This is a genomic window from Thermosynechococcus sp. M98_K2018_005 (genome assembly GCF_015295825.1).
Classification (GTDB): Bacteria; Cyanobacteriota; Cyanobacteriia; order Thermosynechococcales; family Thermosynechococcaceae; genus Thermosynechococcus.
This window is the reverse complement of sequence record NZ_DVEH01000010.1, coordinates 40,957-57,471: the sequence shown is the minus strand read 5'-3', so window position 1 is coordinate 57,471 and position 16,515 is coordinate 40,957. Positions and strand designations below refer to the sequence as shown.

General features: G+C 54.2%; 15 protein-coding genes and 2 pseudogenes. 9 read left to right on the top strand and 8 right to left on the bottom strand.

The features are described from left to right. Positions 1-139: 139 nt before the first annotated feature. From IGQ15_RS01365 to IGQ15_RS01355, 3 genes are read left to right on the top strand one after another with little or no spacing between them, the layout of a single operon-like run. Entirely contained in the window at positions 140-316 is a 177-nt protein-coding gene (locus tag IGQ15_RS01365; protein ID WP_297047920.1) for a hypothetical protein, read from the top strand. Between the two features lie 38 nt (positions 317-354). Next, complete coding sequence (locus IGQ15_RS01360; RefSeq protein WP_297047917.1) at positions 355-1,119, top strand: EI24 domain-containing protein; 765 nt, start codon at positions 355-357, stop codon at positions 1,117-1,119. 37 nt (positions 1,120-1,156) lie between these two features. Then, positions 1,157-1,855, top strand: coding sequence for a DUF429 domain-containing protein (locus tag IGQ15_RS01355; RefSeq protein ID WP_297047915.1), 699 nt, complete (start codon positions 1,157-1,159; stop codon positions 1,853-1,855). Here the strand turns inward: IGQ15_RS01355 and IGQ15_RS01350 are convergent. Continuing rightward, entirely contained in the window at positions 1,852-2,145 is a 294-nt protein-coding gene (locus tag IGQ15_RS01350) for a DUF6825 family protein (protein ID WP_297047913.1), read from the bottom strand. The genes IGQ15_RS01355 and IGQ15_RS01350 overlap by 4 nt on opposite strands. Before the next feature lie 238 nt (positions 2,146-2,383). Next, positions 2,384-2,688: pseudogene (locus IGQ15_RS11970) on the bottom strand (RNA-guided endonuclease TnpB family protein); the annotation flags it as partial. A gap of 327 nt (positions 2,689-3,015) precedes the next feature. Here IGQ15_RS11970 and IGQ15_RS01345 point away from each other — a divergent pair. Continuing rightward, positions 3,016-4,707 (top strand): SulP family inorganic anion transporter, encoded by a 1,692-nt coding sequence (locus IGQ15_RS01345; RefSeq protein ID WP_297047911.1) that lies wholly within the window; start codon positions 3,016-3,018, stop codon positions 4,705-4,707. Here the strand turns inward: IGQ15_RS01345 and IGQ15_RS01340 are convergent. Genes IGQ15_RS01340 through dnaK form a run of 4 tightly spaced genes read right to left on the bottom strand, consistent with a single transcriptional unit; the run spans position 4,698 to position 9,396 of the window. Beyond that, on the bottom strand, positions 4,698-5,276 hold the full coding sequence (locus tag IGQ15_RS01340; protein WP_297047909.1) for a DNA-3-methyladenine glycosylase: 579 nt from the start codon (positions 5,274-5,276) through the stop codon (positions 4,698-4,700). The two genes, IGQ15_RS01345 and IGQ15_RS01340, sit on opposite strands and share 10 nt — an antisense overlap. Next, a complete protein-coding gene (locus IGQ15_RS01335; protein ID WP_297047908.1) occupies positions 5,257-6,342 on the bottom strand; it encodes an acyl-CoA dehydrogenase family protein in 1,086 nt (361 codons plus the stop codon). Before IGQ15_RS01335 ends, IGQ15_RS01340 begins: the two co-directional genes overlap by 20 nt. Before the next feature lie 3 nt (positions 6,343-6,345). After that, positions 6,346-7,326 (bottom strand): J domain-containing protein, encoded by a 981-nt coding sequence (locus IGQ15_RS01330; protein ID WP_297047906.1) that lies wholly within the window; start codon positions 7,324-7,326, stop codon positions 6,346-6,348. A 45-nt stretch (positions 7,327-7,371) separates the two neighbouring features. Then, positions 7,372-9,396 (bottom strand): molecular chaperone DnaK, encoded by a 2,025-nt coding sequence (gene dnaK, locus IGQ15_RS01325; RefSeq protein WP_297047904.1) that lies wholly within the window; start codon positions 9,394-9,396, stop codon positions 7,372-7,374. A gap of 289 nt (positions 9,397-9,685) precedes the next feature. On the opposite strand from dnaK, the gene IGQ15_RS01320 reads away from it, so the two are divergent. Continuing rightward, positions 9,686-10,000: a DUF6679 family protein gene (locus tag IGQ15_RS01320; protein ID WP_297047902.1), complete on the top strand. Its 315-nt coding sequence runs from the start codon at positions 9,686-9,688 to the stop codon at positions 9,998-10,000. Positions 10,001-10,010: 10 nt separating this feature from the next. Next, positions 10,011-11,150: a bifunctional diaminohydroxyphosphoribosylaminopyrimidine deaminase/5-amino-6-(5-phosphoribosylamino)uracil reductase RibD gene (ribD, locus tag IGQ15_RS01315; RefSeq protein WP_297047900.1), complete on the top strand. Its 1,140-nt coding sequence runs from the start codon at positions 10,011-10,013 to the stop codon at positions 11,148-11,150. Here ribD and IGQ15_RS01310 read toward each other — a convergent pair. Further along, entirely contained in the window at positions 11,122-11,592 is a 471-nt protein-coding gene (locus IGQ15_RS01310; RefSeq protein ID WP_297047898.1) for a hypothetical protein, read from the bottom strand. The genes ribD and IGQ15_RS01310 overlap by 29 nt on opposite strands. A gap of 1,503 nt (positions 11,593-13,095) precedes the next feature. Here IGQ15_RS01310 and IGQ15_RS11965 point away from each other — a divergent pair. From IGQ15_RS11965 to IGQ15_RS01295, 3 genes and pseudogenes are all read left to right on the top strand, one after another. Next, positions 13,096-13,524 (top strand): annotated as a pseudogene (locus IGQ15_RS11965) (M23 family metallopeptidase); the annotation flags it as partial. A gap of 3 nt (positions 13,525-13,527) precedes the next feature. Beyond that, complete coding sequence (gene cobA, locus IGQ15_RS01300) at positions 13,528-15,048, top strand: uroporphyrinogen-III C-methyltransferase (RefSeq protein ID WP_297047894.1); 1,521 nt, start codon at positions 13,528-13,530, stop codon at positions 15,046-15,048. A 61-nt stretch (positions 15,049-15,109) separates the two neighbouring features. Further along, positions 15,110-15,700, top strand: coding sequence for a chromophore lyase CpcT/CpeT (locus IGQ15_RS01295; protein WP_297047892.1), 591 nt, complete (start codon positions 15,110-15,112; stop codon positions 15,698-15,700). Here IGQ15_RS01295 and lgt read toward each other — a convergent pair. Next, the gene (gene lgt / locus IGQ15_RS01290; protein WP_297047890.1) at positions 15,697-16,503 is read right to left on the bottom strand and encodes a prolipoprotein diacylglyceryl transferase; all 807 of its coding nucleotides are present in this window, start codon (positions 16,501-16,503) and stop codon (positions 15,697-15,699) included. The two genes, IGQ15_RS01295 and lgt, sit on opposite strands and share 4 nt — an antisense overlap. Positions 16,504-16,515 lie beyond the last annotated feature (12 nt).

Sequence of the window (16,515 nt, the reverse complement as noted above, 5' to 3'; positions counted from 1 at the left end):
TAACTGTTTTGAGTGTGTTCAATTCTTGCCCAAGGACCTGTACTGGAACTTACAAAAGTCATACTGCGTCAGGGCAGCTAGCGCTGAAAGGAAACTCCTTCGGTTCTGTACAATGATGAATTCAATGAGGCAAACAACGATGACGGATCTATTTATCCCTCTACTGGTGGGACTCCTCACCCTTGGCCTGTTGACCAGTTGGCTATGGCGCCCAACAGCAACGCCGATGTCCCGTGCTGAACAGGTCAATACCCCTGATTTTGTTGCTGATGCACCGCCGCCGGATGATGAAGGTACGCCGCCCCGCCGTGGATAGGCTAGGATTTTCCTAGGGGCTTCTAGAACGAACAATTAGTGATCAAGCAGCTTTGGTCAGCAGGAGAGCGGTTTCAGGCGGGTTTCTTTGCCTTTGGTCGTGGCCTTTTTTTTATAGCCCGTTATCGTCTTTGGGGCTATCTCCTGTTACCTGCCTTCTTGAGTCTTGTTCTGGGGGTAACGCTTATCATTGCTGCTTTCTGGGCTGTTCAAGTCATTGGTGATGATTGGTTTGTGGGTGGGGAATGGCAGTGGCTCTACCAAGGATTCATTGATATTTTGGCAACCCTCATTGCTGTCTTTTTAGCTCTAATTGGCTATCAAACGCTGGCTCCCCTTGTGGTGATTCCTTTCCTTGGTCCGCTGCTGAACCGTGTTGAAAAAATTACCATGGGACAAACGATTGAGGTGGGGTGGCGGCGCGATCTATTGAACACCATCATCGGGGGTTGGTTTGCGCTGCGGGATGCGGTGTTGCAAGTGATCTTCCTGCTGCTTTCATTTCTAACGGGGCCGCTGCAACCTATCGTGATGGCGATCGTCAACAGTTTCTTCCTAGGGCGAGGCAGTTTTGATTACCTCCTTGAAAAACACAGCACTTCTTTGAGAGAGCGCAAACTTTTGACCCGTGCCTATACGCCACAAATCTATGGCCTTGGTCTGGCGCAGTTTTTGGGGTTGTTGATCCCCGTGGTGGGATTAGTGCTGGTACCGCCAGTGGGAGTTGTGGCTGCTGCTTTGCTGATTCAAGATCATCCACCACAACAACAGTTGATGGCAGCGAATGCGGTTTCTCGGCGTTGATCTAGCCTGGAAAGGAGGGGCATCAGGGTACTGCTGTTTGCAGTGGCAGGGGCAAGATTTGGTGGTGGTTGCTCGCGATCGCTCCGGTGATACGGATGAACTCTTGGCATGGATTGATCGCGATGCACCCTTTTCACAAGCAGCCATGGTGGCGGTGGATGCCCCCCTAATTATTCCCAATTCGCGGGGAATGCGCACCTGCGATCGCCAAGCCCATCAAGTGCTTGGACGGTATCATGCCGGCTGCTATCCTGCGAATCAGCAGTCCCCCTTTGCGCAGCACACCACGGGTTTTAGTCAAGCCCTCAGCCAACGGGGGTTTCACCATGGGCCGACGATCACCCCCCAAGAACGCGGGCGATTTCAAATTGAAGTCTTCCCCCATGCCACGGCGATCGCCCTCTTTCAACTTGACCAAATCATTAAGTACAAAAAAGGCCGCCTTGCAGAACGAGCCAAAGGGTTAGCCGAGCTTAGGGATTTAATGGCCACCCAGCTTCCCCACTGTGAGCCACCCTTAGCACTAGAACTAACTACCGAAATCCCCACCAACGGGCGAGACCTCAAGGCTCTTGAAGATCAACTCGATGCAGTTCTCTGTGCCTATACGGCAGCCTATTGGTGGTATTGGGGGCGCGATCGCCACTGGGTTTTGGGTGGTGAGTCTTTTTCCCCAGAGCTAGCATCAACCGATGCCTACTTAAAAACCGGCTATATTGTTGTTCCGCGTGCCTAGCTTTCGCGATTGCGGTAGCGTTGCAGTTCCGTGCGCAGAGCAGCAATTTCGGCCCGCAAATCATCAATCAACGCTTGCCAATCCACCCCACTCCGAGGCACCACCATTTCTGCCTCTTGACGGGCGCGAGCTTGCACCTCTTCCATGAATTGATGGAGCCGCTGCTGCTGTTCGGCATCAAATCGCCCCAGTTGACTCAGGAATTCTACAAATAGATGCTGCGCCTGATCACGCAGGAGCGTTGCTGTCGCTCGACCAAGGAAGAAGGCCTCCAGCGGTGATTGACTCATAGGAGTGTTGTTCCTCATACGTTGCGTCTCTCAATCCATGAGTTTGACATACTCCCCCGCCTAAAGTCGAGGAATTCTTGTGACTGGTTCAGCTCAATGCCCAGCAGTTGCAAACCCCGCTTCAGGATTTGTATCACGGCAACCGTGTCCCAACACGCCTCAAGCCCACAGGAGCAAGGGTGTGTTCTCGTGCTGAGTGACTTCTGAACACGCCGCCCACACTTAGGTCAAAGCAAGGTCTAACCCGAGGATAGCCCTTTTTCTTTTCTCTTTTTTTTTGCAACGGTTGTAAAAGCAAGAGGTAGCAGCCCATGCCCGTTCTGCACTCCCTTGGCGGGCGGTTGCCTTGAGCTCGTTAGCAAACTCAAACTCTTTAGCGAGGTCTTTAGAGAGGGTATAAAGAGCGGATTTACCGGCTCCCTAATGGTCCATCCAGTAGCGAATACACTTGTTGCGGATGAACTGTGCCGTGCGGATAGCTTCATCAAGGGCTTGGTATTGCTCTGAAGACCCGTGCAGGAGCTTTGCTTCTCTGACTAGCATGGGTTTATCACATAGAGGACTAGATAAAGCCGCCCTTTCGCGCTAGCGGGGCGGAGCCATCAGGAGCAGGGCTTTTAACCCAATGTTTTACAGGGAACAGATCTCGCTCTGTCCTCATTCTCCAGCTTTTTCCTATAGAACAGATAAGAAAATCTTTGACGTTCTACTAGACAGGTTGTCTCCACTAAACCATAGAATTATTTCAATCAAATCTTTTCTTAATCATAGCCATAAGTAAGTTATAAGGATACTCCCTCAGGGCTAGGAGGTCCTCTCGATAACGCTCTCGCTATGAAATCCTCTTCAAATTCGCCAAAAGGGGTAGAAATGCTAGCAAATTTAGTGAATCGAGTTCACTTTCGCTACTGGCGTGGCGATCTCTTTGGTGGGCTGACTGCCGCCATTGTCGCCTTGCCGATGGCCTTGGCCTTTGGGGTCACCTCTGGGGCTGGTGCAACGGCGGGACTCTACTGTGTCGTCTTTCTTGGCTTTTTTGCGGCTCTCTTTGGGGGCACACCAACACTCATTTCCAATCCCACAGGGCCGATGACTGTCCTGATTACAGCAGTGATCACCCGCCTTACCAGTGAATATCCCGAACAGGGGTTATACATGGCCTTTACGGTGGTGATGCTGGCGGGCTGTTTTCAAATTCTCTTTGGTCTGTTGCGGTTGGGTAAATACATCACCCTCATGCCCTACACCGTCATTTCTGGCTTTATGTCGGGGATTGGCTTGATCATGATCCTGCTGCAAATTGGCCCCCTGTTGGGGCACAGCAGTAAAGGGGGGATCTTGGGGGCAGTGCAAAACTTGCCAGAGTGGATTCAAACCCTGAACCCGGCTGCCCTTACTTTGGGCTTGTTCACCCTTGGACTCATTTATTTCACACCCCAAAAAATTCGGCGAATTGTGCCGCCACAGCTCCTCGCGTTGGTTTTGGGCACGATTCTGTCAATGGTCTTTTTTGCGGATGCCGGTTTGAGCCGCATTGGCACGATTCCCACGGGACTGCCAGAGTTTGTGCCGCCGACGTTTACACTGCCTGCGCTGAAAACGATGATTGTGGACGGGGCAATGCTGGGAATGCTCGGCTGTATTGATTCGCTCCTGACCTCGGTGATTGCCGATAGCATTACCCGCACCCAGCACGATTCCGATAAGGAACTGATTGGCCAAGGTATTGGTAACCTGCTGTCTGGCTTGTTTGGCGGTCTGCCCGGTGCCGGTGCCACGATGGGCACAGTGGTGAATATTCAAGCGGGGGGACGCACCTGCTTATCGGGCATGATCCACGCCGTCATTCTGCTGCTGGTGGTGCTGTGGGCTGCGCCTTTGACGGAACCGATTCCCAATGCGGTGTTGGCGGGAATTCTGATCAAGGTGGGGATTGACATCATTGACTGGAATTTTCTCAAACGTGCCCACGTCCTGTCCCTGCGGGCGGCTTTCATTATGTATGGTGTGATGCTGCTGACGGTCTTTGTGGATTTGATTGTGGCGGTGGGTGTTGGCGTCTTTATTGCCAATATGCTGACGATCAAGCGCTTGGCAGATCTGCAATCGGAGGATGTGAAGGCGATTACCCACGCTGATGACCAAACGCCCCTCACCCCTGAGGAAAAAGAACTCTTCCGCGCAGCCAAGGGTCAACTGTTGCTCCTCCACCTTGGCGGCCCGATGAGTTTTGGCTCAGCTTGGGCAATTGCGCAACGGCAGGCGATCATGTCAGACTATAAGGTGCTAATTCTGGATGTCAGTAGTGTGCCCCTGTTGGGGGTGACGGCAACGTTGGCCATTGAGTCACTGATCCAAGAGGCGCAAAAGCATCGTTTGGCGATTTTTCTGGTGAATGGTTCGGCGGATAAGGTGCAACAGCGGCTCCAACGCTTTCGCATTTTGGATCGCTTGCCTGCAGACCATGTGGTGAGCGATCGCCGACAAGCCCTCGAAAAGGCCATTCAGTTTCTCCACCAAGCGGAGGAATTGCAGGAGGTGACAACGGGCGGCTACGAATAACGGGAGACGGCAGGGTTGCCCTGCACATACCACCGCCACGGAATCTCCTGCCCTTGGGAAATGCCGATGCGAGTGGTTTGTACGACAGGATCTGTCAGGGGGTAGGGCGGCTTTTCTAACCAGAGGCCGCTCTCTTTCCCCAGCATCAAGCCCGAAAGCTGGCGATCGATCCCCAAAACTTGGCACAGTTTCCCCGGACCAGCGGCACTGCGGGGAGGCAAGGGTGGGCTGAGCATCTCAAGGGCACGAATGAGAACAGCACTGGCAAAATTTGGGCGATCGCTCGCGATATTCAGGCAGTGGTGAATGCCATAGATTTGATAGACATAGATGGTCCCTGGAGCCGCAAACATTGGGGCATTACGAGCCGTTTGGCGACGGTAGCCATGACACGCGGGGTCGCCGGCCATATAGGCCTCGGTTTCGACAATACGACCTCGGTAGAGTTGACCATTGGCCTGCTGTCGCACGAGAAGACACCCCAGTAATTCTTGGGCTACCACTGGGGCGGGGCGAGCCAACCACTCAGGAGGCAGACACTGATCTCGCTCAAGGGGACCCCTTTTCAAGCAGCAAATCCTCCATCAAGGCATGGCGCACGGGGGCATTCAAGCCAGAGACGGTGTAGAGCATTGCTTCGCGATAGAGACGCTGCACCGTGTGACTAAGCATTAAGGCACTGCCACCCGTTGTCATCAGGGCAGCTTGAGCCGCTTGGACGGCAAGGTGAATCGCTGCGGCGCGCAGTTGTGCATGGTAAGGGGGATTCAGGTTCTCTAGCTCTTCTTGAATGTGGTCGTAAAGGCGGTGCCAGCGATCGCGCAAGTGGTGATAGAGGTCTTTGGCGTCGGGACTCTCAGCGAGAATCTGCAAACTGGCACGGGCACAACCCATGGGGGCGGCACTGCCTCGCAGCAATTGCTGGCGATCGCGGACAACCATCCAATCTGCCTCACTGATACCCACCACATCTTCCGGCGGGACTAACCAATTTACCACTTCTGCTTGCACCGTTTGGGTGGAGGGCACAGCCGCTAGAGGTAAGGGCAAGGAGAGGTGCAAAATGCCGCCGCCGGCCTGTTGGGCATTGATAAAGGGCATGAGGGCAAAGAGAATGCGCCCATTCGGCAGGGGGGCTGCGGCGACAAACATCGTCATGTGCTGAAAACCACTGAGCCAAGGCAGCGTGCCCCGCAGGAGATAGCCCCCACTGGTGGGTTGAGCTTGTAGATCCACTGGGTTGTGGCGTAAGTGGGAAAAACTGACACCAATCAACATCTGCCCCTTCATTAAGTCCGCCAAGTAGGTTTGGCCAACGTTCCCTTCAGGATGTTCAAGAATTATCCCCAAGGCGGACTGATGTTGTGCCACCAAAAAGGCAAGGGCACCAGAGGTTTGCGCCAGTTGCAAGCTCAAATGCCACAGCGTACGGCGATCGCACCCCAATCCCCCCATTGCCTTGGGTACCGCCAAACGAAAAATGTCCAAGTTCCCTAGGGCTTGCAGACTTTCCGATAAAGGGGACTTTTGCTGATCAATGCGGTTGGCAATTGGCGCGACAACGGTACTGAGGTAGGTCTGAATGTCCTTCAAGAGAGGCTGCGCTGCGGGGTCAGCAAAGACCAAGGCATCCATACTTTAGGAGTACGCCAGATGGGCACGGGGGTTGTAGGACTCAATCGCCTGAAGTTGCCGATAGAGATCCCGTTCGGCATCACTCAGTTGGGGCGGCAGTGTAATGACAATTTCCACCAGTTGGTCACCGCGATCGCCATCAGGGCGAGGATAGCCTTTACCCGCCAGTCGCAAACGTTGGCCTGTGCGTACCCCTGCTGGGACCATCATTTTCACCCAACCATCGAGGGTCGGGGCTTCAATTTGGCCGCCAAGGGCAGCCTCACTGGGAGTCACGGGGAGTTCACAGACAATATCGTAGTCCTCAAGGCGAAAGAGGGGATGGGGAGTCACTTGAATTTTTAGATAGAGATCACCACCGCCCGTACCTTGACCCCGCAGCCGAATCCGCTGACCCGTAACCATCCCCGGTGGCAGCGTCACTTCTAAGGAGCGCCCATCCCCCAGGCGAATTCGCTCCCGTCCCCCTTCGTAGGCCTTCTCGAGGGGGATTTCTAGGGTGGCTTCAGCGTCGCGACGACTCACAGCGGTATGGGCGGTTTTGACGGTGCCGGGGCGAAAGTAGTCTGTCTCTATCGTAGGCGAGCGACGGGGGGGATCCGCGGCAACTGTAGAGGTGCGGGGCGATCGCCGACCCAACAGTTGATCCAAAAACTCTTGAAAATTATCTTCACTGAGGTCGGGTTCCTCCCTAACACTGGTGCCATTGCGCCGAGCCATAGTGGTGCGTTGGGAAGGGCGAGTGCGAAAGCCAGGTTGTGACCAATATTCACCGTAGCGATCGTATTGCTCACGGCGAACTGGATCACTTAGGACTTGGTAGGCTTCACTAATGTCTTTGAACTTCTCTTCAGCAGCGCGATCGCCCGGATTCATATCGGGATGATACCGCCGCGCCAGCCGCCGATAGGCGCGTTTAATTTCCTCAGTGCTCGCACCTCGATCCACGCCCAAAAGCTGGTAGTAATCTCGAAAATTACGCATCGACAGTCCTATCTACACTCACAGTTGCGGCAAACCCAGCAAGCTCTACCAGTCGTCGTCATCCCAATCATCCCATGCGGCTGAATCACTGCGCTGGGAATACCCCCGAGAACGCCGCGTCCGGGGGGGCTCATCCCACTCATCCGCATAATCGTCACGCCGCCGCTCTCGACCCCGCACCGCATCAAGGCCTTTATTTACTGCTTCCTTGAGGTTGGGCAGCTTAAAGACATCCTCATCCTCTTCCGCTTCCTCTTCGCTGAGGCGCCGTTGGCGGACAAAGTCGTAGAGCTGCTCTTCAAGGGCAGCATAGGTGAGGTCAATTTGGCGATCGTTCTCATTGCGAATGGCCTCCTGCAATTGCCGCACTAGGGCCTCAATACTACGGCGCTGGTCAGCGGCAAATTGATAGCCAAATTCCTGAGCCGCTTCCCGCAATTGACGTTCAGCGCGGTTAATCAAATCTTGGGCACGGTTGCGCTTCTCAATGCGTGCCCGCCGCTGGCGATCGCCGGCTGCATTGGACTCCGCATCCAAGAGCATCTGCTGAATTTCCTCTTCACTCAGGGTTGATGCCCCCTGAATCACCACACTTTGCTCACGACCGCTAAAGCGATCCAAGGCCACCACTTGGAGTAGGCCATTGGCATCCAAGTCAAAGGACACTTGAATTTGGGGCACCCCCCGCGGCGCTGGCGGAATTCCTGTCAACTTAAAGCGTCCCAGGGACTTGTTGTGTTCTGCCAGTTCTCGCTCCCCTTGAACGACGTGGATTTCCACTTGGCTTTGGTTATTTTCTGAGGTTGAGAAAATATCGGAGCGGCGCACCGGAATCGTTGTATTGCGGGGAATCAGTACCTTCGTCACGCCGCCAATGGTTTCCACACCTAAGGAAAGGGGGGTTACATCCAGCAGCAGGATATCCTTCATATCCCCAGCGAGAATGCCTGCTTGAATGGCGGCACCGACAGCTACCACCTCATCGGGGTTGACATTTTGGTTGGGTTCACGGCCAATCATCTGCCGCACCAGGTTCTGCACCATGGGCATCCGCGTCGCACCCCCCACCAGCACCACGGCATCAATTTGAGCGGGGGTTAAATGGGCATCCATCAGTGCCTGTTCGACCGGATAGCGCAGCCGTTGCAGCAGGTCTTGGCTGAGGTCTTCAAATTGGCGACGACTGAGGATGGTTTCAATGTGTTTTGGCCCATCCGCTGTGGCGGTGACAAAGGGCAGATCGATATGGGTTTCCAGTAGGCCTGAAAGTTCAATTTTCGCTTTTTCGGCGGCGTCGGTGAGCCGCTGTAGCGACTGGCGATCGCGCCGTAAATCAATGCCCTCCTTAGCGAGGAAGTCTTCGGCTAGCCAGTCTACAATCAACTTATCGAAGTCATTGCCCCCCAGTTGGGTATCGCCGCTGGTGGCCTTCACCTCAAACACGCCATCGCCGACATCGAGAATAGAGACATCAAAGGTGCCACCGCCAAGGTCAAAAACGAGAATCGTCTGCTCCTTCTGGCGATCGAGACCATAGGCAAGGGCGGCTGCCGTCGGTTCATTAATAATCCGCCGCACATTTAGACCCGCAATACGCCCAGCATCACGGGTGGCTTGCCGCTGTGAGTCATTAAAGTAGGCGGGTACAGTAATCACTGCATCAGTGACGGGTTCCCCTAGGTAGCGGCTGGCATCCTCCACCAGCTTGCGCAAGACCATGGCTGAAATTTCTTCGGGGGCAAATTCCCGTTGCAGCCGTGGGCACTTGATGCGCACTTTACCCGATTCATCCCGGCGAATGGTATAGGGTACCCGCTTGGACTCAGCCGTAAGTTCACTATATTCGCGGCCAATAAACCGCTTCACGGCATAGAAGGTGTTTTGGGGATTAAGCACCGCCTGTCGCCGCGCCAACTGACCCACAAGGCGCTCACCATCTTTGCCAAAGGCTACCACAGAGGGGGTGGTGCGGGAGCCTTCTGCATTGGCAATCACAACGGGTTTTCCCCCTTCCAACACAGCAATGACGGAATTGGTTGTCCCCAGATCAATGCCAACAATTTTGCCCATGCCGTTTGAACGACTCCGCACTGGTTAGAATAAATGAATAGCGTTATCGTAACGGATTATTTATCCTTTGTTACGCTTATTCGATTGTACGAGATCTGCCCCAGACCGTCAGAGAATCACTCTTTCCCCTGTGCTGCGCGATCGCTACAACGATAGGGACAACCTCAGTGCCCCCACCTCCCATTCACCGCTGCTCATCTGTGGAGTCTAGCGGTAAGATCACAGGCAAGAGGTTGCAGCACAGCTTATCAACTGTTGCTACGCCCAATTCCGAGAAGGAGACCGTTCTATGTTACACCGCAAGCTTTATCAACTTTATACCGACGGCCAAGAAGTCTGGATTTACTTGCGGGATCAACAACGCCTGATTGACCGGGCACGCATTGTGGACATCGAAGGGAATGTTGTTACCATCCGCTACGAAACGGAGGAAGACGACGAAGTGTGTGCTTGGGAAGAGATCGTCAATATCGAAAGCATTGGCTCGATTTCACGGCGGCTCGCAGCAGTCCCCCGAGGCCATGCGGAGTTACCCATTGCGGATGAGTGTCCAGAGGCGGAGCAGCTGCCGAAGCATTCCTCGGAAACCGAACACGAACGTTGATTCTTAACCCATGCGCTCAGCCCCCGTTGTGGCGGAGATAGCCACGATTGATGCCCAGTATATGGGGCGCTGCCTTGAGTTAGCGGCTCGGGCCAAAGGCTGTACGGCTCCGAATCCCCTCGTGGGCTGTGTGATTGTGGCAGAGGGACGGGTGATTGGGGAGGGGTTTCATCCCAAGGCAGGGGAACCCCATGCCGAGGTTTTTGCCCTGCGCAACGTCAGCGAGAGCGATCGCCCCCTCCTCAGCAAGGCCACCCTCTACGTCAATCTTGAACCCTGCAACCACTATGGCCGCACGCCCCCCTGTACCGAAGCAATTATTGCGGCGGGCATCCCCAGGGTAGTGGTGGGCATGATTGATCCCAATCCTCAAGTAGCGGGGGCGGGGGTAGAACGGCTGCGCTCAGCGGGCATAGAAGTCACCGTGGGCGTACGGGAAGCGGAATGTCAACGCCTGAACGAAGCGTTTGTGCATCGGGTGCGCTACCAGCGTCCCTTTGGCATTTTGAAATACGCCATGACCCTCGATGGCAAAATTGCCTCCAGTGCCGGCCACAGTCTCTGGGTCAGTGGCGAAGCAGCACGAGCCATGGTGCATCAACTGCGCTCTGAATGCGATGCCGTAATTGTGGGGGGCAATACCGTGCGTCTGGATAATCCCCTCTTGACCTCGCGCCATGAGCGCAACCCCCTACGGGTGGTGATGAGTCGTACCCTTGATCTACCGCCGGCTGCCTCTTTGTGGGAAACGACCACAGCTCCAACATTGGTGGTTACCTCTGCTTCACCCCAACATCCCCTCATTCCCCAATTGCAGGCACGGGGTGTGGAGGTGGTGCACCAAGAGCCATTAACACCGACCACCGTCATGGCAGAGCTTCATCAACGGGGCATTATGACGGTGCTCTGGGAGTGCGGCGGTTCCCTTGCAGCGGCAGCGATCGCCGAAGGCATGGTACAAAAAGTGTGGGCGTTTATTGCGCCAAAAATTATTGGTGGCTCTGATGCCCCCGCCCCAGTGGCTGATTTAGGCTTAACCAAAATGAATGAGGCCTTGTGCCTCGAGGACGTCAGTTGGCAAACCGTGGGCGAGGACATTCTCCTGGTGGGCTATCTACCCTCTAGGCCTCCGGTTCCGTTACTTCAATAATGGTACAGCCCGTTTCTGTGGGGGGTGTATCCGCCTGCTCATAGAGCAAATCAATCCACAGTGACTCCGGGTAGGGCTTGCGACTAGAGACATAAAAAAGCCAGTGTTGGCTGACATTGAGGGACTCCCGCCGCAGCTTAGCCATTGCAGGGGTGGTAATCAGGCGCAGAGCAGCGTTGGCATTGCGCCACTGCTCAATAATCCCAGCCGCCACCCGCAGGGTTTTCCCCTCGCTATTTTCTAATTCTAAAATGCCGTCAATGTGGATACTCTCCCACCAGTGCTGTGGATCCCGGAGATCCAATCCTTGGCCATCCATATAGTCAATGAGGTTGGGGAGATATTCGCGAATAAAGTTTTGGACAACACTAAAGGGGGGAAAAGGACGCAAGACTTTGAGGCGGCTTGCTGTTTGTTGAAACCACAGCTTGTGGTAAGTCATGGGGACAAAGCTCCGTCAAAAAGGCGATCGCCAAAAATCGTTATAAACTCGTTTATTTTACCAAGCAAGCTTGCTCTGATCGCTCCTAAGAGTGAAGATGAATATGTGCCACTTTTGGTGCAATTTGGTACAAGTGTTATAGGACAATTTTGATGTAACGACCAACAACGAGAAGAATGTTAAGTGAATTACATTATTTAAAAAAGCTATACACACTGATTAGCTAAGTTTACTTTACTTATTTATTTATTCGAAATAACAATTTTTCTTTTATGGTCAGTAATTGAGCTCCAGTCGTGATGAACTCAGGTTTTTTGATTATTAGCCAGTAGGTAGAAAATTCTTATTTTCATTTTGCAACAAGTAATTCACCCCCCTAGAGATAGCAGGACGAGGCAAGGGGGAGGCTTGTCATTTGGTTGTGGATTGGGTAAAGTCACCTAGAAGTTTCGTCGTGGTGCCAAAACACCCTTTGCATAAACAACAGATTGGGACAGTTTTAGGCATAGATGCGGCGAGTGGCCTCTGGCTACCTTGGAGGATGGCTCATGATGTGTGTTCTCAGTTCACCGCTTTGTCGAATCACTGTCAATTTTGTGTGCGAGGAGGATTACCTTGAGCAACGATAGTCGTACCCCTACCGCCTCTCAGGATGCACCTCTTGCGTCTGCTTCTATGCTTGGTCGTTCGCTGCGCTCCCTTTGTTCCTGTCTGCCCCTGCTGGGTACCTTTGCTCTGATTCAGCCTAGCCAAGCCCTTGATTTGAGGACTTCTGATCTGGGTTCAAAGGACATTCGCCCCGAATCCCTCAACCTCTCCTCCCCCTTCAGCACTGAAACCCAAGACCCGCTTGCTGAATTTGAAAATCTCTTATCTGGCGACAAAACTGAGTTACTCTTGGGCGTCACCCAAGGGGCATGGCAACGCACTATCCAGACCCAAGTCAGTTTTGCCCCCCTCACCCTCAGAAAACCAGCGCCAACCCTCTCTGCCTTTGCTTCCTTTGACCGTCTCAGCCGTCCTTCTGAACCGACCTTCAAAGTGGTGGATCGTCGGGTTCGCACCGATAGCTTGGCAGATCTGGTGACTCAAGCCACCACCTCTGTTGTTACCTCATTGGCCATTGATACCCCCTTTGCAATGGGTGGCTCTTTGGAGCAAACCACGACAGAAGTTGAACCACAATTCGCCGAGGGGGAAACCACGCAACTCTCGCAGCGGGTGGCATTTGTAAACTCGCCAGCAGCATCGACTTCAACCCCAACCCTAGGACCTGTTCCCTTTGGGCGTGCTTCTGAGCGGCAGCGTCCCCCGACCCCTGCCCTCGTTTCAGTCCAACAAACCCCTGCCCGCCCAGCTCTACCTCAACCCACCATCGCGAGTCGCCCCCAAACAACCACCGTAACGGCACCGACACCTGCCGCCATACAGCCCATTGCCCCCCCTGTGCCTGTCAAGGTGGCACGCTCAATTGTGGCTCCCCCCTTACCCAGTAATCTCGACCTGCCCCCTCTGCCCAACGCCGATCGCTTCCTACCCAGCCTAACCACCAACTTTATCTGGCCAGCGCGTGGTGTGTTGACCTCTGGCTTTGGCCCTCGCTGGGGACGGATGCACCGCGGGATTGATATTGCTGCTCCCATTGGCACGCCCATCTATGCTGCTGCCGCCGGTGTCGTTACCTACTCCCAATGGAATTCTGGTGGTTTCGGCAACTTGGTGGAAATTCGCCACGCCGATGGGACGCTGACACTCTATGCCCATAACCATCGCAACTTGGTGCACGTGGGACAATACGTTCAGCAGGGTCAGCAGATTGCCGAAATGGGCAGTACGGGGCGCAGCACAGGCCCCCACGTCCACTTTGAAGTGCATCCCCAAGGGCGGGGGGCTGTCAACCCAATCATCTTTCTGCAACGCAGTCAAGGCTAGTCGTTGACGGTCTATTTTGTGGGTGCGGGGTTAGGTACCCCTCGCTCTCTCACACTCGAAGCATGGATTTGCCTGCAGCAGGCGCAGGTGGTGCTTTACGATGCCCTGCTTTCCCCTCGCCTCCTCGAACTCACACCCTCTGATTGCTTGCGGGTAGCGGTGGGCAAACGAGCGGGAGCCGAGGCAGTTCCCCAAGCGGAAATCAACCGCCTTTTAGTGGACTACGGCCAGCAGTATCGGCGGGTTGTCCGCCTCAAAAGTGGCGATCCGGGGCTGTTTGGCCGCTTACATCAGGAACTGGAGGCTGTCTTGGGGGCAGGTTTAGAGGCGGTGGTGATTGCGGGGGTGTCCTCAGCGCTAGCGGCACCTTTATTGGCGGGTCTCTGTGTTACTGCCAAGGACGTGAGTCAGTCGCTAGTGATTCTGTCGGGGCATGCCCCGGAGATGCTTCCTTGGTCAGCGATCGCCCAAATGGAGACGCTGATTTTTTTGATGGCCACGCGTTCTCTGCGATATATTGCTGAGCAATTGCTGAGGCAGGGGCGATCGCCCACTGAGGGATTGGCCATTCTACAATGGGCCGGGCAACCCCAGCAACAATTTTGGTTTGGCACCCTAGAGAGTTACTTGAAGACGCCTCACTTTCCAGACATGGCTCCTGCGGTCATTGTCATTGGCGCGATCGCCCAAAAACGCTACCCTTTGGCTAGTCTAGATCTGGTCTTCCCTGAATTTTTGAAGATTTCCCCATCATCCATGTCTCCGCTCCATGGCAAAACCATTCTCGTCACCCGAGCAGCAGCGCAAGCGAGTGACTTTACGCAGCAACTCACAGCAGCCGGTGCCACCGTTTTAGAAATGCCGACACTGGAAATTGTTCCCCCCAGTTCTTGGCAGCCCCTCGATGAGGCCTTGGCGCAACTCGATACCTTTGACTGGCTGATTCTCACATCCCACAATGCCGTTACCTTTTTTATGGAACGGTTACAAAGTCATGGCAAGGACAGCCGTGCCCTTGCGGGTCTCAAAATTGCGGTCGTTGGTGAAAAAACTGCCCAAACCCTCAGCAGTTACGGCCTAGTGGCTGACTTTACCCCCAGTGAATTTGTTGCTGATGCCTTAGTGGTAGAATTCCCAGAACCTGTTGCGGGGTTGCGTTTTCTTTTTCCACGGGTTGAAAAGGGCGGACGACCCGTTCTAGTGGAGACCTTTACAGCGGCGGGAGGTGAGGTTGTTGAGGTGCCCGCCTACGATTCGCGCTGTCCCCAAACCGTTGATGCCCAAGTCTTAGGGGCGCTGCAAGCGGGTCAAGTGGATATGGTCACGTTTACCAGTTCTAAGACGGTGAAACATTTTTGCCAGTTAGTGGGTGCTCAGGCAGCAGAGTTACTTCAGAATGTGCAGATTGCCAGTATTGGGCCGCAAACCTCGCAAACTTGCCGCGAACTCCTGGGACGGGTGGATACTGAAGCCACAGAGCATACCCTTGAGGGACTCCTGCAGGCATTATTACGGATAACTTAGTGCTTTGGGTACACCAATCAGCTAGTGTGAAAAAAGGACTGTTGTAAGGCAATTGTGGAGCATGACACACGCAACCGATGTGTTGACTCTTGGCCGTTGGATGGCGGCGGATTTTAGTAACCAAGCCCAAGCGTTTGAAAATCCCCCTTTCTATGCCCATATTCGGGTGTGTATGCGCCCCCTGCCCAGTGGTCTTCTGGAGGGCATTGCCCTTTATGTGGAACAGGCCTATGATTATCTCCTAGGCGTCCCCTACCGCACACGGGTTTTAGAACTGGTGCCCGCCACTGATCACATTGTGATTAAAAATTACGTGCTCAAGGATGAAAAACGCTTCTTTGGGGCAGCTCGCGATCGCCAGCGGCTACAGGCGATGACAGCCGCTGATTTGGAACTCCTCTGTGGCTGCAATATGCTCACCTACTGGACAGGGCACAGCTTTCGCGGTGAAGTGGAGCCGGGCAAAGCCTGTAAAGTGGTGCGTAAGGGACGGGAAACCTATCTCGATAGCACGTTTGAAATTGATGGCGATCGCTTCATTAGTCACGATCGCGGACGGGATCCCGAAACCGATGAGCACGTTTGGGGATCCGTAGCAGGTCCCTTTCACTTTGTGCGCTGGCAGAGTTTTGCCGATGAAATTATTGCCTAGGCGGTTTGCCAATCTGGTAAGGGTTTGCCTTGGTAATAAAGGCGAAAGAGTCCCCAAGCGCCTAAGGCGATCGCAACCAAGCTAACCACTTGGGCAATTCGCAGCGGCCCCAACATTAGGCTGTCCATGCGCAGTCCTTCAATCCAGAAGCGACCCAAGCTGTAGGCAACGGCGTAGACCATCAGGAGCGTCCCCGGTTTTTGATAGCGAGGTTGACGAAAGAGCCACAGCAGGAGCACAAAAACCCCCAAATTCCAAAGGGACTCATAGAGAAATGTGGGATGGTAATAGGCTTCGTTGATGAGCGCCGGGGGACGCTGCGGCGCGGGGATATAGAGTTTCCACGGCAAATCCGTAGGGGCACCAAAGGCCTCAGAGTTAAAGAAATTGCCCCAGCGACCAATGGCCTGTCCCAAAATTAATGAAGGGGCAATGACATCCGCCACTTGCCAAAAGGACAGCCGCTGCACATAGGTAAAGAGCGCCATCGCTAGCATACCGCCAAGGATGGCACCGTGAATGGCAATGCCACCTTTCCAAATTTGCACCACCTGATCTAAGTGCTTTTGGTAAAAACCCCAGTTAAAGGCGACGTAATAGAGCCGGGCAGCGGGAATCGCGGCAACCACAAGCCAAATCGACAGATCCGCAATCAGATCAGGATCAATCTGCCGCTGGCGTGCCAACCGTTGACTCAGCCAAATGCCAATAAAGACGGCGGTAGCAATGAGTAGCCCGTACCACCGTAGGGTGATGAACCCTAGCTCAAGGGTGGCACCAGGGGATTGGAAAGTGGCGATCATGCCTAGGATAGG